Annotated in this window: 25 protein-coding genes and 2 tRNA genes; 10 read left to right on the top strand and 17 right to left on the bottom strand. The window is 71.0% G+C overall.

Annotated elements, in window-relative coordinates:
• Together ACWEVP_RS08440 and ACWEVP_RS08435 are read right to left on the bottom strand one after the other, a co-directional pair.
• Positions 1–693 (bottom strand): PQQ-dependent sugar dehydrogenase (locus ACWEVP_RS08440; RefSeq protein ID WP_452061930.1); only part of this gene is annotated, 693 nt, incomplete at its 3' end.
• Positions 694–804: 111 nt separating this feature from the next.
• Positions 805–1,440, bottom strand: coding sequence for a L,D-transpeptidase (locus ACWEVP_RS08435; protein ID WP_452061929.1), 636 nt, complete (start codon positions 1,438–1,440; stop codon positions 805–807).
• A 214-nt stretch (positions 1,441–1,654) separates the two neighbouring features.
• Between ACWEVP_RS08435 and ACWEVP_RS08430 the strand changes: the two genes are divergently transcribed.
• Positions 1,655–2,164 (top strand): hypothetical protein, encoded by a 510-nt coding sequence (locus ACWEVP_RS08430; RefSeq protein WP_452061928.1) that lies wholly within the window; start codon positions 1,655–1,657, stop codon positions 2,162–2,164.
• On the opposite strand, the gene ACWEVP_RS08425 is transcribed toward ACWEVP_RS08430, so the two are convergent.
• Together ACWEVP_RS08425 and ACWEVP_RS08420 are read right to left on the bottom strand one after the other, a co-directional pair.
• A complete protein-coding gene (locus ACWEVP_RS08425; protein ID WP_452061927.1) occupies positions 2,154–3,044 on the bottom strand; it encodes a serine/threonine-protein kinase in 891 nt (296 codons plus the stop codon). The two genes, ACWEVP_RS08430 and ACWEVP_RS08425, sit on opposite strands and share 11 nt — an antisense overlap.
• Before the next feature lie 8 nt (positions 3,045–3,052).
• On the bottom strand, positions 3,053–4,738 hold the full coding sequence (locus ACWEVP_RS08420) for an HsdM family class I SAM-dependent methyltransferase (RefSeq protein ID WP_452061926.1): 1,686 nt from the start codon (positions 4,736–4,738) through the stop codon (positions 3,053–3,055).
• A gap of 78 nt (positions 4,739–4,816) precedes the next feature.
• On the opposite strand from ACWEVP_RS08420, the gene ACWEVP_RS08415 reads away from it, so the two are divergent.
• The 6 genes from ACWEVP_RS08415 to ACWEVP_RS08390 all read left to right on the top strand — a co-directional run bounded on the left by ACWEVP_RS08415 (position 4,817) and on the right by ACWEVP_RS08390 (position 9,849).
• Positions 4,817–5,560, top strand: coding sequence for a PP2C family protein-serine/threonine phosphatase (locus ACWEVP_RS08415; RefSeq protein WP_452061925.1), 744 nt, complete (start codon positions 4,817–4,819; stop codon positions 5,558–5,560).
• 44 nt (positions 5,561–5,604) lie between these two features.
• Positions 5,605–5,689 (top strand) — tRNA-Ser (locus ACWEVP_RS08410).
• A gap of 485 nt (positions 5,690–6,174) precedes the next feature.
• On the top strand, positions 6,175–6,435 hold the full coding sequence (locus ACWEVP_RS08405) for a hypothetical protein (RefSeq protein WP_086677306.1): 261 nt from the start codon (positions 6,175–6,177) through the stop codon (positions 6,433–6,435).
• Between the two features lie 4 nt (positions 6,436–6,439).
• Positions 6,440–6,685 (top strand): hypothetical protein, encoded by a 246-nt coding sequence (locus tag ACWEVP_RS08400; RefSeq protein ID WP_086677304.1) that lies wholly within the window; start codon positions 6,440–6,442, stop codon positions 6,683–6,685.
• A 33-nt stretch (positions 6,686–6,718) separates the two neighbouring features.
• On the top strand, positions 6,719–9,448 hold the full coding sequence (locus ACWEVP_RS08395) for an FtsK/SpoIIIE domain-containing protein (RefSeq protein ID WP_452061924.1): 2,730 nt from the start codon (positions 6,719–6,721) through the stop codon (positions 9,446–9,448).
• Between the two features lie 23 nt (positions 9,449–9,471).
• Positions 9,472–9,849 (top strand): hypothetical protein, encoded by a 378-nt coding sequence (locus ACWEVP_RS08390; RefSeq protein ID WP_452061964.1) that lies wholly within the window; start codon positions 9,472–9,474, stop codon positions 9,847–9,849.
• Here ACWEVP_RS08390 and ACWEVP_RS08385 read toward each other — a convergent pair.
• The 5 genes from ACWEVP_RS08385 to ACWEVP_RS08365 form a co-directional block, all read right to left on the bottom strand.
• Positions 9,846–10,160 (bottom strand): YbaB/EbfC family nucleoid-associated protein, encoded by a 315-nt coding sequence (locus tag ACWEVP_RS08385; protein WP_452061923.1) that lies wholly within the window; start codon positions 10,158–10,160, stop codon positions 9,846–9,848. The two genes, ACWEVP_RS08390 and ACWEVP_RS08385, sit on opposite strands and share 4 nt — an antisense overlap.
• 153 nt (positions 10,161–10,313) lie before the next feature.
• Positions 10,314–10,892 carry a hypothetical protein gene (locus ACWEVP_RS08380; protein ID WP_452061922.1) on the bottom strand — a complete coding sequence of 193 codons (579 nt, stop codon included), beginning with the start codon at positions 10,890–10,892 and terminating at the stop codon, positions 10,314–10,316.
• A complete protein-coding gene (locus ACWEVP_RS08375; RefSeq protein ID WP_452061921.1) occupies positions 10,892–12,085 on the bottom strand; it encodes a putative T7SS-secreted protein in 1,194 nt (397 codons plus the stop codon). The genes ACWEVP_RS08380 and ACWEVP_RS08375 overlap by 1 nt, the downstream gene beginning before the upstream one ends.
• Positions 12,082–12,501 carry a hypothetical protein gene (locus ACWEVP_RS08370; protein ID WP_452061920.1) on the bottom strand — a complete coding sequence of 140 codons (420 nt, stop codon included), beginning with the start codon at positions 12,499–12,501 and terminating at the stop codon, positions 12,082–12,084. The genes ACWEVP_RS08375 and ACWEVP_RS08370 overlap by 4 nt, the downstream gene beginning before the upstream one ends.
• Positions 12,502–12,632: 131 nt before the next feature.
• Entirely contained in the window at positions 12,633–15,110 is a 2,478-nt protein-coding gene (locus ACWEVP_RS08365) for an endonuclease/exonuclease/phosphatase family protein (RefSeq protein ID WP_452061919.1), read from the bottom strand.
• Positions 15,111–15,236: 126 nt separating this feature from the next.
• Between ACWEVP_RS08365 and ACWEVP_RS08360 the strand changes: the two genes are divergently transcribed.
• A complete protein-coding gene (locus ACWEVP_RS08360; protein WP_452061918.1) occupies positions 15,237–16,175 on the top strand; it encodes a CapA family protein in 939 nt (312 codons plus the stop codon).
• Between the two features lie 293 nt (positions 16,176–16,468).
• Here ACWEVP_RS08360 and ACWEVP_RS08355 read toward each other — a convergent pair whose 3' ends face one another.
• The 3 genes from ACWEVP_RS08355 to ACWEVP_RS08345 are packed head-to-tail and all read right to left on the bottom strand — an operon-like array spanning position 16,469 to position 18,020.
• Entirely contained in the window at positions 16,469–16,915 is a 447-nt protein-coding gene (locus ACWEVP_RS08355) for a limonene-1,2-epoxide hydrolase family protein (protein ID WP_452061917.1), read from the bottom strand.
• Between the two features lie 17 nt (positions 16,916–16,932).
• Positions 16,933–17,850 carry a TauD/TfdA dioxygenase family protein gene (locus ACWEVP_RS08350; protein WP_452061916.1) on the bottom strand — a complete coding sequence of 306 codons (918 nt, stop codon included), beginning with the start codon at positions 17,848–17,850 and terminating at the stop codon, positions 16,933–16,935.
• A gap of 47 nt (positions 17,851–17,897) precedes the next feature.
• Entirely contained in the window at positions 17,898–18,020 is a 123-nt protein-coding gene (locus ACWEVP_RS08345; protein ID WP_452061915.1) for a hypothetical protein, read from the bottom strand.
• Positions 18,021–18,174: 154 nt separating this feature from the next.
• Here ACWEVP_RS08345 and ACWEVP_RS08340 point away from each other — a divergent pair, with 154 nt between their 5' ends.
• Positions 18,175–18,486, top strand: coding sequence for a hypothetical protein (locus ACWEVP_RS08340; RefSeq protein ID WP_452061914.1), 312 nt, complete (start codon positions 18,175–18,177; stop codon positions 18,484–18,486).
• Positions 18,483–19,055: a hypothetical protein gene (locus tag ACWEVP_RS08335; protein ID WP_452061913.1), complete on the top strand. Its 573-nt coding sequence runs from the start codon at positions 18,483–18,485 to the stop codon at positions 19,053–19,055. The genes ACWEVP_RS08340 and ACWEVP_RS08335 overlap by 4 nt, the downstream gene beginning before the upstream one ends.
• Here ACWEVP_RS08335 and ACWEVP_RS08330 read toward each other — a convergent pair.
• The 5 genes from ACWEVP_RS08330 to ACWEVP_RS08310 all read right to left on the bottom strand — a co-directional run bounded on the left by ACWEVP_RS08330 (position 19,048) and on the right by ACWEVP_RS08310 (position 21,236).
• A complete protein-coding gene (locus ACWEVP_RS08330; RefSeq protein WP_452061912.1) occupies positions 19,048–19,815 on the bottom strand; it encodes an SDR family oxidoreductase in 768 nt (255 codons plus the stop codon). The two genes, ACWEVP_RS08335 and ACWEVP_RS08330, sit on opposite strands and share 8 nt — an antisense overlap.
• 130 nt (positions 19,816–19,945) lie before the next feature.
• Positions 19,946–20,032 (bottom strand) — tRNA-Ser (locus ACWEVP_RS08325).
• Positions 20,033–20,065: 33 nt separating this feature from the next.
• Complete coding sequence (locus ACWEVP_RS08320) at positions 20,066–20,281, bottom strand: CsbD family protein (RefSeq protein ID WP_452061911.1); 216 nt, start codon at positions 20,279–20,281, stop codon at positions 20,066–20,068.
• 20 nt (positions 20,282–20,301) lie between these two features.
• The gene (locus tag ACWEVP_RS08315; protein ID WP_452061910.1) at positions 20,302–20,730 is read right to left on the bottom strand and encodes a nucleoside deaminase; all 429 of its coding nucleotides are present in this window, start codon (positions 20,728–20,730) and stop codon (positions 20,302–20,304) included.
• Positions 20,731–20,753: 23 nt separating this feature from the next.
• Positions 20,754–21,236, bottom strand: a complete 483-nt coding sequence (locus ACWEVP_RS08310; RefSeq protein ID WP_452061909.1) for a tRNA adenosine deaminase-associated protein — start codon at positions 21,234–21,236, stop codon at positions 20,754–20,756.
• Between the last annotated feature and the right edge of the window lie 39 nt (positions 21,237–21,275).

The raw sequence follows: 21,275 nt of genomic DNA, 5'->3' as shown, positions 1-21,275 counted from the left end.
GGTCGAGCCGGGGTTGGCCGCGTCGTAGTACGGGTTGGCCGGTACGCCCTTGCCGTCGGCGGCCAGGTGGAAGATCTTGCCGTACGGCTGGTTGACGTCCTGGGCCCGCAGCGAGCCGGGGTCGGCCTGCCTGAAGTCGCCGTTGTCGCCGATGGACAGCCAGATCGTGCCGTCGGCGGCGGCCACCACGCCGTCGATGCCGTGGACGTTGAAGATGCCCGGCACTTCGAACAACGTCTGCTCGCCGGTCAGCCCGGCCGGCGCGCCCGCCGCGTCCACGGTGACGGTGAACTTGGCCAGCCGCATGACGAAACCGCTGGTCTGGTTGATCGACCGGGTGAGGTAGATGGTGCGGGACGTCGCGAAGTCCGGCGCCACGGCCAGCCCCACGAGGCCGAGGTCCTCATCGGTCCGCACCGGCAGCGTCGCGATCGTCCGGCCGGCCGTCCCGTCGGCCGGCAGCCAGCGGACCGCGCCGCCCTTGCCGATGACGAACGTCGAGTTGTCCGGCAGGTACGCGAAGTCCGTGAGTGGCTGTGCCCCCAGCCCGGCGTTCGTGTCCCGCAGGACGAACCCCGGCGGGAGCGTGGTCGCTGCTGCCGCCACCCCCGTGGTCACGACGGGCAGCAGCGCCCCTGTCAGCACCGTCGCCACGAAGGCGTGACGTAGTGCTCTGAGCTTTCCCAAGGCCATTTGGCCCCCCTTCCCAAGCGATCACTTATCGCCTGAACAGGGGGGCCAGTTGCACTCGGCCGAGTGATTTTATCTGTTCGTGACCTACTGTCCGTATTCGAACAAACTCGGTTACGGGACAACCTGGACGACGTCACCGATGTGCAAAGTGTTGAAGAACTTCAGGGACGCGCTCGCCGACAGGTGGATGCAGCCGTGCGAGTAGACCGAGAGGCTGCCGGTGTGGAAGGCGTCGCCCGGGTAGAAGAACACCGAGTTCGGCATCGGCGCGTTGTCGAACTCCTTCGACAGGTGCACCTTCTCCTTCGACAGCACGTGGAACGTGCCGGTCGGGGTCGCGTAGCCCTTGCGGCCCGGCAGCATCGGCACCGGCCCGTAGACGACCTTGCCGCCCTGCAGGATCCACGCCTTGTGCGCCGAGATGTCGACGCAGGCCGCGGTGCCCGGCGCGGCCGCCGCGGCGGCGCACGGGACGCCGGGGTCGCTCGCCGGAGCGGCCGGCTTGGGCTTGGGCTTCGGCTTGCTGGTGGTCGGCGCCGGCTTGGTGGTCGACGGCGCCGGCGTCGGGGTGGCGCTGGTCGTCGTGGGGGCCGCGGTGGTGCTCGACGTGGTCGGAGTCCCGCCCCCGGTCCCGGCCGCGGCGACGGCCCCGCCGCCCGCGTTCGGGGTCGCCGCCCCGCCCCCGGAGCAGGCGGCCAGCACGAACGCGGTGGCCAGTGCGGCCGCTCCCGCCAAAAGCCTCTTCACGATCCGTAACCCCCAGCTGTTCGATCCTCGCTTGTGGACACCGGTAAAGACGGCGTTCACCCGGTCGAGGTTCGTCCGCGAAGGTCACGATTCGGTCAGCCGCGCCTCAACCCCTGGGTTGAGCCCGGGATCAACCCCGGCCCGGTCCCCGCGCCGACGAAACCGGGCCGCCGTTCGCCGACGCTGGAGGGACCTCGGAACCAAGGAGCCCGAAATGCCCAGCGCCGCGAACGTCCTGCTCTACGTGGCCATCGCCGCCTACGTGTTCTACCGCGTCGTCTACAAGCAGGTCCGCGGCACGCTGCTCGACCGGCGGACGCTCACGGTCATGCCGCTGGTCCTGGTCGCCGTCGGGGCGTACCTCGCCGCGAAAGCGCTGCCCGGCGCGTCGGCCGCCGAACTGGGCCTGCTGGCCGCGGACCTCGTCGTCCTCGCCGGGCTCGGGGTCCTGCGCAGCACCACCACCACGCTCACCGAGCGCGACGGCACGACCTTCCAGAAGGGGTCGGCCGTCACCATCGGGTTGTGGGTGCTGACGATCGCCGTGCGCGTCGGCCTGGTCGCGCTCGGCACGGCGCTCGGCGTCGCCGGCCCGCTGACCTCGGCGTCGGTCGCGCTCACCCTCGGCGTCAGCATCGCGGTGCAGAACGCCACGACGTACCGCCGCATCCAGCGGCGTGGCCTGCCGCTCGCCGACCGGCGGCAGGCGGCGCTCAGCCGCTGACGCGCCCCAGCATCCGCGCGTACATCCGGCCCGGGCTGGGCACCGACGGCGGCACCAGGAAGCCGGGCAGCGGCGGCAGCGCGCCGACGAACGCGCCCAGCCGCTCGTACAGCACGGCCGCACCGGGCGGCCGGGCTTCGGGGTCCTTCGCCAGCATCTCGGCGAGCAACGCGTTGAGCGGCTTCGGCACCCCCGGCACCGGCGGCGGCAGCTCCTTGACCTGCCGCTCGAACACGGCGTAGGCGGTGGGCCCGTCGAAGAGCCGCCGCCCGGTGAGCATCTCGTGCAGCACGCAGCCCAGCGCGTAGAGGTCGCTGCGCGGTTCGGCGCCGCCGCGCTGGATCTGCTCGGGCGCCATGTACGACGGCGTACCCAGCAGCTGCCCGGCCCGGGTGAACTGCGCGGCGTCCGCCTCTCGCAGCACCGCGAGCCCGAAGTCCATCACCTTGACCCCGCCGTCCGGGCCCAGCATCAGGTTGGACGGCTTGAGGTCCCGGTGGCACACCGCGAGCGCGTGGGCGGCGGCCAGCACCGCGCACGCCTGCGCCGCGATCGCCGCGGCCCACGGCACCGGCAGCGGCCCGTGCTCGGCGAGCAGGTCGGCCACCGTCACGCCGTCGACGAACTGCATGACCTGGAACAACCGGTCGTCGTGGGTGCCGTAGTCGTACAGCGTCGGCACGCCGGGGTGGTCGAGCGTCGCCAGGATCCGCGCCTCGCGGGCGAAACGGGCTTCGAGCTCTTCGTCGCGGCCCGGCAGCCTGAGCAGCTTGATCGCCACGCGCCGGCCCAGCCTGCGGTCGTGCCCGCCGTGCACCGCGCCCATCCCGCCGCGGCCGAGCGGCAGCTCGTCGAGCTCGTAGCGGTCGGCGATCAGCATCCGTTCCCCTATCGGCCCGGGCGGAGCCGTCCTTCGACAAGTCCTGCGAAGCCTAGCCGCACCAGCTCGCGGCCCGTTTCCGCCGTCTGACGCAGGACGGTGTCGAACTCGGCCAGGCGCCGGAAGACCTCGCCGTACTCGCGCTGGACCTCGATCGCCACCCGCGGGATCCGCACGCGCCTGCCGTCGATCCGCGTCGAGGCCGACGCGGCGGGCAGGTCGGCCGCGCGCAGGCAGCCGGCCAGGAAGTCCGCGTCCAGCCGGTCCGGGTCGACGCGGTACACGGTCAGCCCGGCACCGACCGGCGCGGGCGGTCCACTGTGGACGTACGCGATCCCGGTCACGGACGCGACGACGTTCCCCTCTTCGGCGATCGGGTGCTCGCCGTCGGTGCGCGCGGCGTGCTTGACCTCGACCACCCCCGCCTTGACCAGCTCGCCGATGGTCGTGAACGCCGGTTCGCCGTCGACGGCTTCGAGCGCCGGCAGCCGCGGTGTCAGCTCGGCGAACCGGCCTTGCACGACCTGGAAAGCCCGGCCGAGGTCTTCGTCGCGGCCGCGCCGCCGGGCCGGGGTGAGGTCGACGTCGTCGTCGAGCAGGTCGATGATCCGGACGCCGGATTCGGGGTGTGCACGGAACTCCCGCCACATCTCGTCTACTGTGGACAGTTCGTCGCCCGCCTCGGCGAGAAGCACGGTGGACGGCGGGCGCTCGCCGGGCACCGGCCGCCGCAGGAGCCAGAGGTCGGAGCCGGTCAGGGTGATCACCGCGCGGACCGCGCCCGCGCGCAACAGGTTGCCGCGGATGCGTTTGCCGCTGCGCCGGCCGGCCGCCGCACCCGGCATCAGGATCGCGACCGTGCCGCCGGGTTCGACGTGCGCGAGGCAGTGCTGCACCCAGGCGAGCTCCGGTTCGCCGCGCGGTGGCAGGCCGTACTCCCAGCGCGCGTCGCCGACCAGTTCGTCGTGCCCCCAGGCCCGTTCGTTGAACGGCGGATCGCACAGGACGGCTTCGGCGGTCCGGCCGGCGAAGGCGTCTTCACGCAGGGCGTCGACCGCGCGGACGTCGGCTTCGATGCCGCGCAACCGCAGCCGCAGCGTCGCGATCGAAGCCGTCGCCGGATCACTGTCCTGGGCCAGCACGGTTTTCGCGCCGCTCGCCAGCGCGAGCGCGCCGAAGCCGCAGGCGGGGTCGAGGATCGTGGCCACCGGGCCAGCGAGCCGGGCCATCAGCTCGGCGACCGGCTCCGGCGTCGCCGACAGCCGCCGCGAATGCGCCTCGAAGTACCGGTGGCACAACAACTCGAAGGATTCGAGCGGGCCTGCCTGGTGCGTCATCTCGCCGAGCAGGGTGATCAGCTCGGGGTCGTCGAGCCCGCTGCCGAAGGTGTCGAAGATCCCGGCCTGGACGCCGAAGAAGACGCCGGCGCGGCTCACCCGCTCGGCGAGGTCGAGGTCGTCGCCCAGCGCGCGCAGGCGCTGCCACGCGCGTTCGCCCGCGGACAGCTCGAACTTCTTGCCGCGGGCGCGGAACCAGCCGGCGACGGCGGACAGGCCGAACAACGGGCTGGACGCCGTGCCACCGACCGGCGGCGGGAAGTCCGGGTAGCGACGGCGCCAGTTGCTCACCGCGGCCCGGCCGACCCCGGCGAGCCGCGCGATGTCGGCCGCGCTGACCGTGGCGTCGTCGTCCATGGCGGGCACTCTATCGGAGAGTACTCCAATCAGCCGAGTTGCTTGTGAACTCAGTCAACCAATGCTTTCATGAGTGGCATGACACACGATCGGTACGTCCTCCGGTACGCCGCGGGGTCGGACGTCGGCAGGCGCCGCACGGTCAACGAGGACTCGCTGTACGCGAGTTCCCGCCTGCTCGCCGTCGCCGACGGCATCGGCGGTCAGCCGCACGGCGAGGTCGCCAGCGCGACCGCGGTCGACGTGCTGCGCGAGCTCGACGTCGACCTCCGGAGAATGGACCTCGCGGGCGTCGACCTGGCGGCGACGCTGACCGGCGTGGTCAAGTCGATCGGCGAGCGGCTGGCCGAAGTCGCGTCGAACGAGCCGACGACCGAAGGCATGGGCACGACGCTGACGGTGCTGATGTTCGACGGCGCCGAGTTCGCGGCGGCCCACATCGGCGACTCCCGCGGCTACCTGTTGCGGGGCGGCGACCTGCGCCGGCTGACCCGCGACCACACGTTGGTGCAGGCGCTGGTCGAGGACGGCCGGGTCGCGGCCGAGGACGCGGCGACCCACCCGCGCCGGTCGCTGCTGATGAAGGCGCTGCAGACGACCGGCTCCGGCGACCCCGACATCTGGACGTTCAAGGCGAAGCCGGGCGACCGGTACCTGCTGTGTTCGGACGGCCTGAGCGGCCCGGTCACCGAAGCGACCCTGCGCGACGTGCTCGACTCCGGCGGCGAGCCGGCGGACGTGATCCCCGAGCTGATCCGCCTCGCCAACGAAGGCGGCGGCCCGGACAACATCACCTGCGTGGTGGCCGACGTCACGAGCTGACCCACCCGCACACTCCGGGACGGCCATCCGGTATCGTCTCCCGCGGAGGATTGGCCGAGCGGCCTAAGGCGCACGCTTGGAAAGCGTGTTGGGTTCACGCCCTCGCAGGTTCGAATCCTGTATCCTCCGCACGTTGATCGAACGAGACGCCGGGCCCCGTGCCCGGCGTTTCGTCGTTCGCGGCCCGGAGGCGGTGGCGCGACCCGCCCGGACTCGGCCGATTGTCCCAATGTGAAAGCTTCTCGAACCGCCGCGCGGAAATTTCGGGGTACACACACGGAGTTACGTATGGGGCTGGACGCAGGCCGCTGCTCCAGTCGCGCTAGTCTTTCCGCGAACCCAGCCCACCGCTTCCAGAAAGGCCAGCAGTGGCACGAAAACCGCTCTGACCTGCACTAGCGCTGGCCAACGACGTTTCGCGCGCGGTCTTGGTGCCGGGCCACCCCCAGCACACACCGTGATCGGTCTGGCCCCGGACGTTCCCACGTCCGGGGCCTTGCTGATTTCGCGGTCGCGATCACTCCGCACAATCAGATGATCACGCTCAGTCGTTGGATCTGTTTCAATAGAAGTCCCCCTCTCAACCACCCCGATTCCGAGGAGTATGAGGCCCGATGGCCGGAGTCGAAGAGATCCGCGCTGGCATCGCACTCGCCAACGAAAAGGCGTCCGCGAGCATCGCCGCCCTGCAACAGGCAGCGCAGTCTCTCGAAGAAGCGCAGCAGTCGCTGTCGCAGGCGACCCAAGGCAGCAGCCAGCACGAAGTGAGCCAGGCCCACGGTCTGCTCGCGGAAGCCCTGCAGGGCATCAACGGTCTGCAGAGCACAGTCCAAGCGAGCATTTCCTCCGCGGACTCCTACTCGGCGCGTCTCTAGCGGGATGACGCTAGCCGAACTCCACCAGCTGCTCACCGCTGTCGTCACCGGGCTCGCCGACGCGCGAGCCCACTCCGAGCGCGCCACCAGCCTGCTCGGAGAAGCTCGACAGGCTCTCGTGGACGCCCAGGCCAAGGCCGATCCCTGGCTCCCTTCGCAGTACGCACAGGCCGGCGAGGGGCTGGACCAGCTCCTCGGCCGCCTGGCCTCCGCGGAAGATCTGGTGAGCGGATACCGGTCGCGTTTGTAATCCTTGCAGGGGACACCGTTTTTGGGGACGCCGATGGCCAACAGGGCAGCCGAACAACGCAACCGCGTCGAAACCGCGCTCGACCGGGTACGCCACCAGATCGGACTGGTGCTGGGCGCGGCGGCCGGTGCGCGCCAAGCCGCCGAGGCCGACCTCGCCAAGCTCGAGCTGGAGCGGGCCATCGTCGAGGTCGGCATGAACCACGCCACCGCCGAGCAGCAGAACGAATGGTCCAAACACCCCGCCGCGCACGAAGTGTTCGCTGCGCTCGGCAGTGCGCGAAGCGCTTTCTACACCGACTGGAGCCAAGGTCCGTCGATGCTGCGCGAGCTGGTCGCGCAGAACGCGCCCGGCGCGGCCGGGCTGCCGGCAGGCGATTGGCTCGGGCGCGTCGGCCACAACGCCGGCCTCACCTCGCCAGGCCTGTGGCGCGTCGGCTCCGCGACGGCCGCCGGCGGTGACCCGACCCGGAACTTCGACGTCGCCGTGCCCCTGCTCGACGAGTCGCACCTGGCGATCACGTCGGCGCCGAAGACGCGGCCCGTGATCGACGGCATCGTCCAGAACCTGCTGCTCCGCGTGCTTTCGACGTTCGAACCCGGCGCGGTGCGCGTGCACCTGTGGGACATCGGGCAGCTGACCGCGATCCTGCCCGACCTCTACCCGCTGAGCCGCACGAGCGCGCTTTCGCTCTACGACCCGGGCCGGCTCGAGGACCTCCTCGACGAGCTGGCCGGGCACATCCGCCGCATCCACGCCAGCTGCATGTCCGCGGGATACACGTCGCTGCGGGAGATGCGGCAGAAGACCGGACAGCGGAGCGAACCCTTCCGCGTCGTCGTGCTGTACGGCAACGGCGAAACCCTCGAACCCGAACGCGCCCGCGACCTCAAGCGCGTCGCGAGCGGTGCGCTGGCCGCCGGGATCTGCCTGATCATGGTCGACGTGCCGACGGCGGTGAGCGCGCCCGTCGAGACGCTGAGCCTCATCGACGACCGGCACGCGATCAGCAGCATGACCGGGACCGACCTGACCGTCGCCCTCGACCCGCCGTTGCCGTCGGGGCAGGTCATCCGCGCCGTCGCCAAGATCGCCGAAGCGCTGATCGCCAAGCAGGGCGGGCCGCGCTCGTTCGACGACCTGCTGCCCGCCGAACTCGGCCACGAAAGCTCCGCGCGGGAACTGCGCGCGCCGGTCGGGTTCTTCGAAGGCGAACCGGTCGAGGTCGTCATCGGCGACGCGAGCCCGCACGCCCTGATCGGCGGACCGTCCGGTTCGGGCAAGACGAACTTCCTGTACGCGCTGCTCGGCAGTCTCGCGGCGCGGTACACCCCGGACGAGCTGGCGCTGTACCTGCTGGACTTCAAGGAAGGCGTCTCGTTCGCCGGGCTGGCGCCGGGGCGCAAGGACGCGAGCTGGCTGCCGCACGCGCGGCTCGTCGGCGTCAACGTCAACACCGACCGCGAATTCGGCCTGGCGCTGCTGCGGTTCCTGGCCGACGAGCTGCGGCGCCGGTCCGCGGCCGCGAAGGAGCACGAGGTCACCAACCTCGCCGACCTGCGCGAAGCCGACCCGGGCGGGCACTGGCCGCGGATCGTGGCGGTGATCGACGAGTTCCAGTACCTGTTCGCGGGCCGCGACCAGGTGACGGCGGCGGCGACCCAGCTGCTGGAGGACATCGCGCGACGCGGCCGGTCCCAGGGCATCCACCTGGTGCTGGCCAGTCAGGACGTCGCCGGTATCGAAGCGTTCTGGGGCAAGCCCGCGGTGTTCGAGCAGTGCACGCTGCGCATCGCGATGCCGAAGGCGCGGCGGGTGCTGGCCGAGACGAACAACGCGGCGGTGTCGGCGCCGAAGTGGCACACGGTGATCAACCACGACTCCGGCGTCGCGCACGGCAACCAGCTGGCGCACATCCCGGACGCGAGCAGCAAGAACGTGTTCGTCCGGTTGCAGCACCGGCTGTGGGAGGCGTACGCGGGCTACTTCCCGCGGCCGCGCCTGTTCGACGGCGCGCATTCGCCGGTCCTGGAACAGTTCCCGGCCTACCTCGACCTCAAGACCACCTCGAAGCCGCGGGCGCTGCTCGGGCAGTCGATCGACGTGACCGAAACGGCGTGCGGGGTGGACCTGCCGCGGGCGCCGGGCCGCAACGTGGCGGTGCTCGGGTCGGCGACGGCCGAGGCACTGTCCATCATGGACTCGGCGGCGCGGTCGCTGTCCCGCCAGTACGAACCCGGCGAAGTCGAGTTCGTGCTGAGCTGCCCGATCGAGGCGTGCGCCCCGGCGGCGCTGGAGCTGACCGAGCGGCTGCGCACGGACGGCCACGCGGCGACGCTGGTGGACGACCTGACCGGCGTGCTGGAGTCGATGACCGGCGGCATGGCGGGCGGCGCGAAGATCCTGTTGCTCTACGGGGTCGACGCGGCGCTGCCGACGTTGGAGGCGAAGGCGGTCGGCCAGCTGAAGAGCGGCCTCGACCACCTGCGGGTGGTGCTGAAGCAGGGGCCGGGCCACGGCATCCACACGATCGGCTGGTGGCGCAGCATCGCGAGGTTGAAGGACACGCTGGGCTTCGCCGGCACCGACGACATCGGCACGTGGGCGGCGCTCGACGTCCAAGGCAACGAGCTGGCACCGTTCGCGGCCGGCCAGGTGGTGCACTGGTCCCCGCGCCCGGGCCGCGCGTTGTTCTTCGACCGCACGACCCACGGCGCCCCCGAAGTGATCATCCCGTTCCAGCGCCCGGAGAACGTCCAGTGACCGAAGACGGCGCCACCGCGGCCATGCGGTACAAGGAAATCATCGCCCTGTCCCGCGGCTCGGCGGAGAACCTGCGCGGCTGGGAGCTCCAGCGCGCGGAGGCGCTGGAAGCGGAGATCGAGGAAGCCCGGACCGCGATCGACGCGGCGGCCGAACGCGAGAGGAAAGCCGCGGAGCGAGCGACGCGCTGGTGGCGGATGGCGCTGCACAACATCCAGGGCTTGCTGTGGCTGGACCCGGGCGACGAACCCCACCCGGTGACGACGGCGCGGCCGGCGTACCTGGAGCGGTACCTCGAGGAGGTCAAGCCCAGTTACCAGGAGCTGGTGCAGGCGGTGCTGTCGCTGGGCTGGCGCGCCAAGCGGGCGGCGCCGAAGCGCGGGGACCAGCCGCCGGCCTAGAGGTCGTAAACGGTGTCGTAGGGCTCGTCTTCGTCGACGGGTACCGGCTTGCGCCGGGTCGGCGTGGCAGCGCGTCCGGTGACGGCCTCCCGGATGGCGGCGGTGACGGTCCGGCTGAGCGTGTCGGCGTCGAGTTGCATGGCCTCCGGCGCGAGCCGCACCTCGCTGACGACCCCGCCGGGTCCGGCGACCACGGTGACCACCCGGGTGGTGTGCTCGCTCGCCGTGAGGAGGCGCTGGTTTTCGGCCTTGCGCTCCTCGATCTGCTTGAGCTGCCAACGCATTTCCTCGATGAGCTGCGCGTTGTTCATGGCCTCCCCTGGTGCCGGGTGAAGACGAACTCGTAGTACCGGCCGAACCGGCGGTCGATCATGGAGTAGCCCTCCGGATCGTGACGCGGCTCCGGCCGTCGAGCCGGGCAGCCAGGCAGAGCCAGGGTCCGGCCGCGTTGCTCAGCTCGGTGGTCACCGCATCGCCTCGCTGCCGCGGAGACTCCACGCGACCTTCGCCGTCGCGTCGGCGATGGCCGGCCACGCGTCTTCCGACTCCGCGACCACCGACAGGATCACCACGGACCGGCCGTCGGGCAACGGGATCTGGTACTCCGCCTTGATCTGCGTGCGGGCACCCCGTTCGGGCAGGTGGAACTCACCTCCGCTGATCGCGACGACGGCCGGGCCGATCGGGAGCCGCACCGGCTGCACCACCGCGCGCCGATGGCGGCTGCGATACTGCTCGGCCAGGGCCGTCACCACGGCGTCACGGCTGCCGGGCGCGGTTTCCGGCCACTGCACGACGCCCAGCGTCAGGGTCGCGACGTCACCCTGGCGCGGGCCCACCGCGAACTTGCCGAACACGCGGATGCCGTTGGCCTGCATGGCCGGCACCAGCGACATCAGGTAGGTACCGAACTCTTCGACCGACTTCCCGGCACCGGCCGCGACGTTTTCGGCCACGGTCCACGCGTATCCGCGGTTCATCCTGTCGTCGGCGCCGACCGGCATTCCCGCGAACCCGGGCGGCAGGTCCATCTGCAGAGGCATCAGTTCCACACCTCGTCTTCCGCCCGCGCACGCCGGCGCTCCGGCGCGTTGTCGGCCTGTGCCCCGGCCTCAGCGGCATTCCAGTAGGCCACGCCTGCCGGAAAAACGAACGAAGCGGCGGCCTGGCTCACGTCTTTGGGCACCCAGTAGTTCACGAAGTCACCGATCGGTCCTTCGAAATCCGCCCCCAGCGCTCGTGCGCCCGCGTCGAGTTCGAGCTGGGCGTCGAACGCGGCGTAGCCGATGCCCTTCATCGCGGCCTCGACACCCGGTGGAGCGAAGGTGCCGACCAGCGAAGTCGCCGCGCCGACCAGATCGAAGGTGAGGGTCTCCGGCGCGACTTCCGCACCAGCGAGCTTGGCCGTGGCGTGGCCGGCGAGCGCTCCCACACCGAATCCGGTCGCCACCGCGCCCACGACCTCCTTCGCCGGATCGGGGAAGAACTCGCTGACGAGCCCGAGGGCGTTCCCGATGTCGCCCGACACGTCCGAGATCTTGCTGATCACCTCGGCGTGGTCCTCGACGAAGTCCCAAGCCTGATCCACCCCATCGGCGAGAGTGTTCGACAAGTCGACAAGTGCCCCACCCACGGCGTCGCTCAGCTTGTCGAGGACGTCCGGCTCCTGCGGCGCCAGCTCCTGCGCCTTCCGCAGCGCCTCCGCGACCCGGCCCGCGGCCTCCGTGTGCTCCTGCTGGAGCGCCTTTGCCGCGTCTTGGACGTTCTGACAGCCGTCGATCGCGGTCTGGAGCTGTTGACCGGCGTTGTCCAGCAAGCGTTGGGCTATCCGCAGCGACTGCTGGTCCGGGAACGTCCGGTTCGCCAGCGCGAGGTCCGGGTTCGCCCGCGCCGCTTCGGCCGCCTTCGCCGCCGCCTCGGCTCGGGCCTCCAGGTCCGCCGCCCGTTTCTGCAGGTCACCGAGGTCCTGGGACCACTTTTCCAGGGCGTCGGCCGCCGAGCCCATCGACCGCGCCGCGCCCTCGAGGTACTGCGGCAGCGGGCCGATGCGGCGGGCGAACGCCTCGCTCGCCTCGCCCTGCCAGATGCCCTGCTTGCGGACGATCTGCCGCAGCGCGTCGTCGGACGACGTGAGGTCGGTGCTCACCTCGCGGTACTTGCCCGCCAGGTCCGTGATGCCGTCCAAGTCGCCCGGCGCCGGGTCGAAGCCCAGGGCCGGGAAGTCGCGGGTGCTCATCGGTCCAGTCCGTCGAGGATGCCCGTGATGCCACCCGTCGCGCCGCCGCCGACCATGCCGTCGTCGCCGAGCACGTCGCCGATCGGCTGCCCGCCCTCGACCGGACCGTCTCCCAGCACCGCCGAGCCGAACTTCGACAACCCCTCGCCGAACTCGGCCTCGATCTGCTCGTACTTGCGTTTCGCCTGCTTCAGCCGCTCGGTGATGTCCGAGGCAGCGTCGCCGAGGCGCCCGATGCCGTAGCCCCAGGCCTCCTCGAACCCGGCGCCCGCCTTGCCCAGCTCCGCCGTCCCCAGCGAGCCGAACGCTCCGCCGCCGCCCAGCTTCCTGGTGGCGTCGGCCATCCGGCCCGCCGCCGTGTCGAGGTCGCCGATGAGCTTGCCCAGCTCGTCGGCCTTCACCGCATACCCGTCCACGCCACCCTCCCCTGTGGTCCGTCCGGAAGTACGACGGCCCTCCACGTTGCGTGGTTCCATCGTCACCCATTGGAGCGGGCACGGAAAAGGCCACCATCGGGGCAACCCGATGGTGGCCTGTTCGCAAGGGCTTACGGGAAGTACTTGCCCAGCAGCTGCTCCAGGTAGTCGAGCAGGTCGTTGAGCCCGTCCTCGAGCGCGTTGCCCGCACCCGGCCGGAACCGGATCACCTGCGGGTCGTGGTCGCTGGCCTGGTCGGCGAACTCCGCGTTGATGTGGACGACGTCGTAGTCCACCCCGCGCGGCGCCTTCGACGCCAGGATGTGGTCCAGCACCTGCGACTGGCCCTCGAACACGTAGCTGTACCGCTCGGCTTCCGGCACGGACGCGATCAGGTCCTTCAGCGCGCCACCGGCGGTGAGCGTCTGGACCGCCGGCGAGAACGGGTAGTCATTCAGGTCACCCGCCACCACGATGTTCGCGTTGCGGTCCGACGCCAGGAGGGAGTCGACGAACCCGCGCAGCACCGTCGCCTGCTTCGCCCGCTGCACCTCGGAACTGCGCACCGGCGGCTGGAAGCGGCCGTGCGTCGGCTGGTCGCCGCCCTTGGAGTTGAAGTGGTTGGCGATGACGAACACCGTGCGGCCCTTGAAGACGAACTCGCCCGCCAGCGGCTTGCGGCTCGTCGTCCAGGCTTCGTTCGTCGGGTCGACGCGGCCGGGTGACGCCGTCAGGTGCGTCTTCCCGTGGTCGCGGACGACGCCGACCGCCGAAGTCGACGTGCCACCCGGACGGTCCACGAAGGACACCCGCGCCGGGTTGAACAGGAACGCCACGCGGATGTTGCCGCCCGGCTGGCCGCCGTCCTGGTCGTTGACCGGATCGATCGAACGCCACTGGTAGCGCGGGCCGCCCTTGGCGACGATGGCGTCGGTGAACTTCTGCAGCGTCTGGTCCGCCGCGACGGTTCCGTCGTCGGTCGCGCCCGTGTTGTCCTGGATCTCTTCCAGGTTCACGATGTCCGGCGTCGCGAGGTGCGTCACGATCGCCTCGCCGAGCCGGTCGTACTTCGCCTGCGGGTCGCTCGGCGCCAGGTTCTCGACGTTGTACGTCGCGACGGCCAGCTCGCCGGACCGCTGCTTGCGCGTGGTCTCGGCCTGCAGCCCGTTGTCCTTTTCGGTGCCGAGCACGCTGGCGAACAGCGTGTAGCCGCCGAAGTTGCTGTACTCGACGGGACCCGAGGTGGTGCCGGTCAGCACGTCGCCGACGTTGAGCTTCGGGAACGGCCGCTGGTCGAACGGGATCAGCGACGACACCTTCATGACGCCGCTGTTGAGCTGGTCGTAGCCCAGGTAGACGCTGCCGCCGCGCACGGACTCGTGCTGGTCCGGCTTGGACGTCACGTACAGCTCGTTGAACGAGTTCGACGGGCCGACGACCCGCGCGTCGGTGACCGAGACGATCTCGCTCTCGTGCGACTCCCAGAAGTCCAGCGCGTACTTGGTGGGCTCCAGCGTGAGCGGCTCGATGTTCCCGCCAGGCGACGGCGCGTAGGTCGTCGGCACGGTGTCGGGGTTCAGCACCGTCGGCGCGGGCAGGGCGTTGCCGTGCGAGCCGACCGTCCACTGTGCACTGCTCAGCTCGGTCAGGGACTGGTAGTTCGACGTCGCCGGCGCGTCCGGGTAGAACTCGCGGACGGTGCCCGCCGCCGTCACCGCGTCGCCGACCGCGACGGCCGGGCTGGTCGATCCCGTGTAGACGAACAGGCCCTCGCTGGTGCGCGGGTCGCTGTCCGGGTTCGGGTCGGTGAGCCAGAAGCCGCGCGAGGAGCCGAAGGTCCGGGTCGCCGTCACGACGCCGGTGACGTCGCTGACCTTCTGGTCCTTGAACGGCGAAATGCGCGTGGTGCCCTGGATTTCGTGGATCTTCGCCGGGGTCCCCGGGTCGCCGGGGGTGCCGCCGCCGGTCGTCTCGCCCTTGGTGTTCGTCGGGGTCGGGTCGCCGACGGCGAAGTCGGTGGCGTTGTCGTCGGTGTCGGCCAGCGACGCGGCGCGCGCGACGGACGTCGTGTTGGACGGCGTGGCCGTCGGGGCGCCTTCGCGCACGGTCGCCGTGCCGAAGCCGACGAGGTCCTTGATCCGGCTGTCGGCGGCGCAGTCCGCGGCGGTCTTGCAGGTCAGCGCGGTGGTGCCGGAGACGAGGGCGATCGTGCCCGCGGTCGCGGACATCGCGATCGCGCCGGTCGCGTCCGGGGTGGGCAGCGCGACCGTGCCGCCGCTGCCCTTGCCCTCGGCGACGAGGTAGCGCCCGCCGGGCGCGACGCTGCCGGCCAGCTGCGTCACCTGCCACGTGCTGGACGCGCTCGGCGAACCGGGCAGGTACTGGACGCTGAACCCGTCCACGCTCGCGGCCGCAGTACCGTGGTTGGCGAGCTCGACGAAGTCGTTGGTCAACGTGGCGCCGGAGTTGCCGCCACCGCCGTAGACCTCGGCGATGACCGCGTCGGCGCTCGGCGCGGCGAGCGCGGCCGGTGCGGCCACGCCACCGAGTACGAGGCCCGACGCGACGGCCGCGGTGAGCACGGCCTTGCCTCTGTGGGTCTTGGTCACCCTGAGTCCCCTTTGTGCTTGAACAGTCGTGGCATAGTCCCCCGGGCAAGTGAGGTGGAGGAAGACAAAGATGCAACGATTCGTAACAACTACTTTCGTCGTCACTCGTTCGGCAGAGCAGGTTTCGTGATCACGCTGGTACTCGGCGGAGACGTCAATGTTCAGGGGCGCGCGACGCCGTCGGCGGCGTTCGAACGCCTGGAACCGCTGCTCAAGGGCGCCGATGTCCGGTTCGCGAACCTCGAAGGCCCCTTGGACGCGGGGATGGCCGAAGCGCTGACGTCGGCCGGCATCGACGTCGTCTCGTGCGCCAACGACCTCACCGTGCCGGCGACCCTCCCGGTCCTCGACCAGGCCGGGATCGCGCACTGCGGCGCCGGCGCGAACCTCGACGCCGCGCACGCGCCGGCGGTGCTGGAACGGGCCGGGCAGAAGGTCGCGTTCCTCGCGTACACGTCACTTCGCCCCTACGGCGCGCCGCTGGACTTTCCGGGCGTCGCGCAAGCGTTTGCCACCACGGCTTACCAGCCCGACCCGCGCGTCGCGGAGATCCCGGGCCGCCCGCCGCTGGTGCGCACGTTCCCGGTGCCCGACCACCTCGGCCGGCTCGTCGCCGACGTCGAACGGGCCAAGGCCGCCCACGACCACGTCGTCGTCTCGATGCACTGGGGCCTGCCGGGGTCCGAGCTGGCCGAGTACCAGGTCACCTACGGGCGCACGGCGATCGACGCCGGTGCCGACCTGGTCGCCGGGCACGGGCCGCACACCATCCAGGCCGTCGAGGTGTACCGGGGCCGGCCGATCCTCTACAGCCTCGGCAACCTCGTCTTCGACTGGCCGGCGATGCGCGGGCGGCACGTCGACGGGCTGCTGGCCGGCTGCATGTTCGGCGACGAACCCCGCCTCGAGCTGATCCCGGTGCGCCGCGACGCCGACAACGAGTGCGTACCGCTCGCCGGGGACGAAGCGGGCAAGGTGCTGCAGTACGTCGCCGACCTTTCGGCACGGCGCTCGACGAGCGTCACCATCCGGGACGGCATCGCATCGGTAAGCGTTGGCACATAACTGATCGCGCGCGAGCTGTTACAGGACGCGGTGCGCCTGTCACCCATCCGGCGCATCTGCCTTAAATGCTCCCTAAGACCGGGAACAACCCGCGTGAAGCGGCGGTACGGTCTGCGTGAGCCGCCGGAAAAGTGGCACAGACCACTCCTCGACAGCTCTCGACCAGCACGAACACGTGGGGGAGGGAGAACCATCATGTGGGGGCTGATTGTTCTCAGTTGCGTGTTCGTGCTGGTCCTGGGGATAGCCGCGGTCGTGGACCTCCGGGACCACGACCGCGGCGAACACCGCGTCTAGCGCACGGCCTGCTTCGCCTTGTAGCGGCCGAGAAGCGACCGCGCGCCGGCGAGCGCGACCCGCCCGGCGCCCTTCGCGCTCGCGGCCAGGACCGTCGTCCAGTCGAAGTAGTCGCGCCACAGCACGATCCGGCCCGCTTCGACCTCGAACGTGCCGCACACCCAGAACTCCGCTTCCCACGCGCCGCGGCGCAGCACGTCGGTGCGTTCGGTGAGCACGACGTTGCCGTCCGCGGCGATGTGGTGGGTCCGCGCCTCGAACCCGGAGCCGTACTTGGCCATGAGGCGCAGCTGCTTCTCGACCGCGGCGAGTCCGCGGGCGGGCGGCAACGGCACGTTCTGGTACACGATGTCGCTCGCCGCGAACGTCAGCGCGCGGTCCACGTCGAGGTCTTCCAGGGCCTTCAGGAAACCGGTCACCACTGCCTGGGGTTCTTCGGTCATGTTCCCCAGGCTAAGGCTCAGTACGGCCGGTCGCCCGCGATGGCGACGCGCTCCGCGATCCGGACGTGCGGGTGGTAGTCGTTGACCGCGTAGTGCTGCGTCGCGCGGTTGTCCCAGAACGCCACCGAGTTCGGCCGCCAGCGGAACCGGACCTGGAACTCCGGGGTGTGGGCCTGCAGGAACAGGTACCGCAGCAGCCGGTCGCTCTCGTCGCGGTTCATCCCGGCGATGTGCGTCGTGAACGCCTGGTTGACGAACAGGGTGCGCCGGCCGGTCTCCGGGTGCGTCCGGACCACCGGGTGCTCGACCGGCGGGAACTCCTCCTGCCACCGCGCGAGCAGCTCCGGATCGGCGAACCGGTCGAAGCCCGGGAGGTAGTCGTGGACGGCGGTGAGCCCGTCGATGCGGGCTCGGACGTCTTCGGGCAGGTTGTCGTAGGCAGCGGCCATGTCGGCCCACATCGTGTCGCCGCCGACGGGCGGCACCTCGATCAGCCGCAGCACCGAGCCGAGGGCCGGGTTGGGCCGCCAGGTGACGTCGACGTGCCAGATGTTCTCGTAGCCGGGCATGGCGGCGGTGCGCTCGAAGCGCGTGACGGCGTCGTCGTCGCCCTTCGGGATGAACGGGTTGGTCTCCAGCTCACCCCAGTTCGCGGCGAACGCGCGCTGCTGGGCCGAGGTGATCTCCTGGTCGCGGAAGAAGAGCACCTTCCACTCGAGCAGGGCGCGGTTGAGCTCTTCGCGCAGCTCGGCGGTGAGCGGTTCGCGCAGGTCGACGCCGTCGACTTCGGCGCCGATCACCCGGCTGAGCGGGCGGATCCGGAAGAGTTCGTACGTTTCCCGCGGCTCGCGCAGGACGCGCGGGCCTTCGACGATGCCATCGGCGGGTGTGCGGGCTTCGCGCAGCGGAATCCGGGCAGGGACGTCTACGGACATGGTTGTGCTCCAGGGGTTTCGGGAGGGGGTCGGACGCCGGGCTCGCGTCAGGCAGGGGGCGAGCCCAGGCGGCCGCGGCGCAGCAGGAGCTCCACGGTGCCTTCCCCGACCGACCGCTTGGAGGCGCGGCCGTGCCACCGGACCAGCGTGCTTTCCGAGGTGGCGGGCATGCGTCAATGGTCGCGTTCTTCCCGGCACGCGGTCAAGACGTCCACTTGGTGGAACAGTGTTCAACGCCGCAGGTCACCGCGGTGCGGGGCGGCTCGGGGCCATGAGGCAAGATCTTCCACGATCGGGTGAGCGCCCTTGACGACGGAGGTCCCCATGCCGGAAGGCAGAGGCTCGCGGATCGAGAGTGACCGGCTGCGCGCCGCCGCCGACCTGCTGGACCAGGCGACGGCCGCGGACGACAAGGCGGCGGGGAGGTTCGCCGAGGCCCGCGTCGACTCGACGCCGTTCGGCATCTCGGCGCAGGCCCGCGAGCTGGCGGCCCGCTGGGCGGCGGCACTGGCCGCCCGCGAAGCCGACGCGCGGGTCCTCGGCGACGCGACGTCCGACTTGGCCGGCCGCCTGCGCATGACGGCGGAGAGCACCCGCAGCACCGGCTTCCGCGGCCGCCTCGCGGTGGCGCCGTGACGTCTCCGGTGTTCGAGCACCCGGCGCTGACGTCGGCGGCGGAGTCGCTGGCGCCGTTGCGTGCGGCGGCCGGCCGCATCGGCGCCCCGGACCCGGTCGCGGCCCTGCGTCGCCTGGACTGCGCACCGACGTCGGTCAGCACGTCCGCGGCGACGGTCGACGCGGGCGCGCTGCTGGTGACGTCGGCGTCGGCGGAGTTCCGCGCGGGGGTGGAGCACGCGGAAACGGGCGGCAGCGCGGAGACGTTCGGCATCTGGGCGGACACAGTGGACGGTCAGTACGCGGCAGCGGCCCGCGCGGCGGCCGAGACGGCGGCGTTGGGCGCTCGGATCGCGTCCGAACTGGACACGTTGGCGGTTTCGGCGGCGACGGAGGTGTGCGAGCTGGCCTCGGCGGCCACCGCCTCGGTGTCGGCGGTCCTGGCGGGCGACCGTTCGGCCGAGGTGGTGAGCACGGTGAGTTCGACGTGCACGGCGGTGGTCCGGACGGTCTCGGCCAAGGTGGCATCGCTGTCTTCGCTGGCGGCGGAGCTGGAACCGCTGACGGCGCCGGTGGTCGAGCTCAGCTGAACCGTTCCCGCGCCCATTCCTCGAAGGACCGCGCGGGGTGGCCGGTGACCTCGGGGACGTCGAGCGAGACGGGCTCCGGGTCGTCGACGAGCGAGGCCCAGTAAGGAAGGGCGCTCTTCGCGAATTCCTCGCCGAGGTGCGCTATCGCTTCTTGCTCGGGCTGTTCTTCCCAGCGCGTCGGCGTTCCGAGCGCTTCGCCGATGATTTCCACTTGCCGGGCTTGGGTGAGGGCCTCGGGACCGGTGACGAGGTAGATCTGCTTCCGATGATCGCCGGTGAAGGCTTCGACGGCCATGTCGGCGACGTCTTTCTCGTGCACGAGGGACCGCTTGGCTTGGCCGTACGGGGCTCGCACGGTGCCGGTTTTGGCCTGGGCGACCCAGCCGAGGGTGTTCGTGGCGAGGCCGGTGACGCGGAGAAAGGTCCAGTCATCGGTGACTTCCCGCACGGCGGTCTCGACGTCCGCCCAGAACCCACCCTCCTCCGCGGCGGCTGATGAGACGTAGACGATTTTCTTGCCCTCGAAGGGTTTCAGGGCGGTGTCGATTCCGGCGGAGGAGTAGAAGGGCCAGACGAAGTAGACGGCATCGACTCCTTCGGCGGCTCCTGCGGGGTCTTTGATGTCGCCGAGCACGATTTCGCCTGCGGGTGCTTTGGCGGGGTCGCGAACGAGGGCTCTGGTGTCGACGCCTCGCTCTCGCAGCCCGGCGACGACGTGCCGGCCGGTGTTGCCGGTGGCCCCGGTGACGAGGACCTTCATGATGTGCTCCCTCGGTGATCGGCTGGTGCCGACCACGCTCACACTTCAAGTCCCCTTCAAGTCAAGGCCGGGCCGCCTGAACACGCACGAACCCCCGGCCAGCTGGGCTGACCGGGGGTCCGGGTGAGAGCGGTGGCGGTGGGATTTGAACCCACGGACGGGATTAACCGTCACACGATTTCGAGTCGTGCTCCTTCGGCCGCTCGGACACGCCACCGCCGAGAACAATACCCGAGGGCCCGCCGCGATCTCACGAGGGGTCAGTTCGTCGCCCCGAGCGGAGCCTGACCTGCGCTTCCCGTACCGCATGGCCCGCTCGGACGCGGACGTCGTCGACCGCCGCGCGGAACTGGGCCGAGCGCTTCTGGGCCCGGCCCGATGACTCCAGACGGCGGTTGCCGGTCAGCTCGCCGGCCTTCTCGCGAGCACTGCCCATTGCCTGCTGGATCCGGTGCTTCATCGTCATACCGGAGGAGTACCCAAAAATCAGCGACGCGTAGCGAAGTACGTCTCCAGCAACCCCGCGCACTCGTCCAAGAGCACGCCGCCGTGGACCTCCGGGCGGTGGTTGAGGCGACGGTCACGCACCACGTCCCACAACGACCCCACCGCGCCCGTCTTCGGCTCCCACGCCCCGAACACCAGGCGCTCGATGCGGGCCAGCACCAGCGCGCCCGCGCACATCGTGCACGGCTCCAGCGTCACCGCCAGCGTGCAGCCCTCGAGGCGCCAGCCGTCGCCGGCCACGGCCGCCGCCGCGCGCAGCGCGAGGATCTCCGCGTGCGCCGTCGGGTCGCCCAGCTCGACGCGCGCGTTGCGCGCCGCCGCCAGTGGCTTGCCGTCCGGGCCGAACACGACCGCGCCGATCGGCACGTCCGCGCCCGGAGCCCGCGCTGCTTCCAGCGCGGCCTCCACGGCCTCGGTGTCGGACAGCCGGCTCAGAGCTCGTCCAGGAGCTTGCCGAACTCGCCGCCGAACCCGCAGCGCTGCGCGACCATCTGCAGCTGCTCGTCCGGGTACAGGTCGACCTCGCCGACGATGACCTCCAGCTCCGGCCCGGGCAGCCCGAGATCCGCCAGGATCTCCAGGTCGCCCTCGGGCCAGACGGAGTCGTCCTCCTCGTCCGGTGGGTCGACGCGCAGGACGTCGAGGACGTCGGCCGCGATGTCGTAGTCCAGCGCCGCCGCCGCGTCCGAGAGCAGCAGCGACGGCCCTCGCGGGCTCGGCCGGACGATGACGAAGAACTCGTCGTCGACCGCCAGGAGCCCGAAGGACGCGCCGGTGGAACGTAGTTTGCCCAGTTCAGTGATCGCCGCGTCGAGCTCGGTCAACGCCCCCGGGTCGAGCGCGCTGCACCGCCACCGACCGTCTTCCCGGACCACGGCTACCGCGAAGCCCGTGACCGGTTCATCCACCGCCATGCGCACACCGTATTCCGCCGCTCGACCGAACGCACGCAC

Source organism: Amycolatopsis sp. NPDC003865 (assembly GCF_053605345.1).
This window is presented reverse-complemented; position numbering and strand designations above follow the sequence as displayed.

Bases quoted from the DNA above. Each gene is read 5' to 3' on its own strand.
- ACWEVP_RS08385 (WP_452061923.1), bottom strand. From the start codon at position 10,160: ATGAACAACGCGCAGCTCATCGAGGAAATGCGTTGGCAGCTCAAGCAG.
- ACWEVP_RS08415 (WP_452061925.1), top strand. From the start codon at position 4,817: ATGACACACGATCGGTACGTCCTCCGGTACGCCGCGGGGTCGGACGTC.
- ACWEVP_RS08340 (WP_452061914.1), top strand. From the start codon at position 18,175: ATGCCGGAAGGCAGAGGCTCGCGGATCGAGAGTGACCGGCTGCGCGCC.
- ACWEVP_RS08330 (WP_452061912.1), bottom strand. From the start codon at position 19,815: ATGAAGGTCCTCGTCACCGGGGCCACCGGCAACACCGGCCGGCACGTC.
- ACWEVP_RS08420 (WP_452061926.1), bottom strand. From the start codon at position 4,738: ATGGACGACGACGCCACGGTCAGCGCGGCCGACATCGCGCGGCTCGCC.
- ACWEVP_RS08390 (WP_452061964.1), top strand. From the start codon at position 9,472: ATGCGGTACAAGGAAATCATCGCCCTGTCCCGCGGCTCGGCGGAGAAC.
- ACWEVP_RS08350 (WP_452061916.1), bottom strand. From the start codon at position 17,850: ATGTCCGTAGACGTCCCTGCCCGGATTCCGCTGCGCGAAGCCCGCACA.
- ACWEVP_RS08345 (WP_452061915.1), bottom strand. From the start codon at position 18,020: ATGCCCGCCACCTCGGAAAGCACGCTGGTCCGGTGGCACGGCCGCGCC.
- ACWEVP_RS08395 (WP_452061924.1), top strand. From the start codon at position 6,719: ATGGCCAACAGGGCAGCCGAACAACGCAACCGCGTCGAAACCGCGCTC.
- ACWEVP_RS08400 (WP_086677304.1), top strand. From the start codon at position 6,440: ATGACGCTAGCCGAACTCCACCAGCTGCTCACCGCTGTCGTCACCGGG.
- ACWEVP_RS08375 (WP_452061921.1), bottom strand. From the start codon at position 12,085: ATGAGCACCCGCGACTTCCCGGCCCTGGGCTTCGACCCGGCGCCGGGC.
- ACWEVP_RS08425 (WP_452061927.1), bottom strand. From the start codon at position 3,044: ATGCTGATCGCCGACCGCTACGAGCTCGACGAGCTGCCGCTCGGCCGC.
- ACWEVP_RS08430 (WP_452061928.1), top strand. From the start codon at position 1,655: ATGCCCAGCGCCGCGAACGTCCTGCTCTACGTGGCCATCGCCGCCTAC.
- ACWEVP_RS08405 (WP_086677306.1), top strand. From the start codon at position 6,175: ATGGCCGGAGTCGAAGAGATCCGCGCTGGCATCGCACTCGCCAACGAA.
- ACWEVP_RS08380 (WP_452061922.1), bottom strand. From the start codon at position 10,892: ATGCCTCTGCAGATGGACCTGCCGCCCGGGTTCGCGGGAATGCCGGTC.
- ACWEVP_RS08355 (WP_452061917.1), bottom strand. From the start codon at position 16,915: ATGACCGAAGAACCCCAGGCAGTGGTGACCGGTTTCCTGAAGGCCCTG.
- ACWEVP_RS08310 (WP_452061909.1), bottom strand. From the start codon at position 21,236: ATGGCGGTGGATGAACCGGTCACGGGCTTCGCGGTAGCCGTGGTCCGG.
- ACWEVP_RS08320 (WP_452061911.1), bottom strand. From the start codon at position 20,281: ATGACGATGAAGCACCGGATCCAGCAGGCAATGGGCAGTGCTCGCGAG.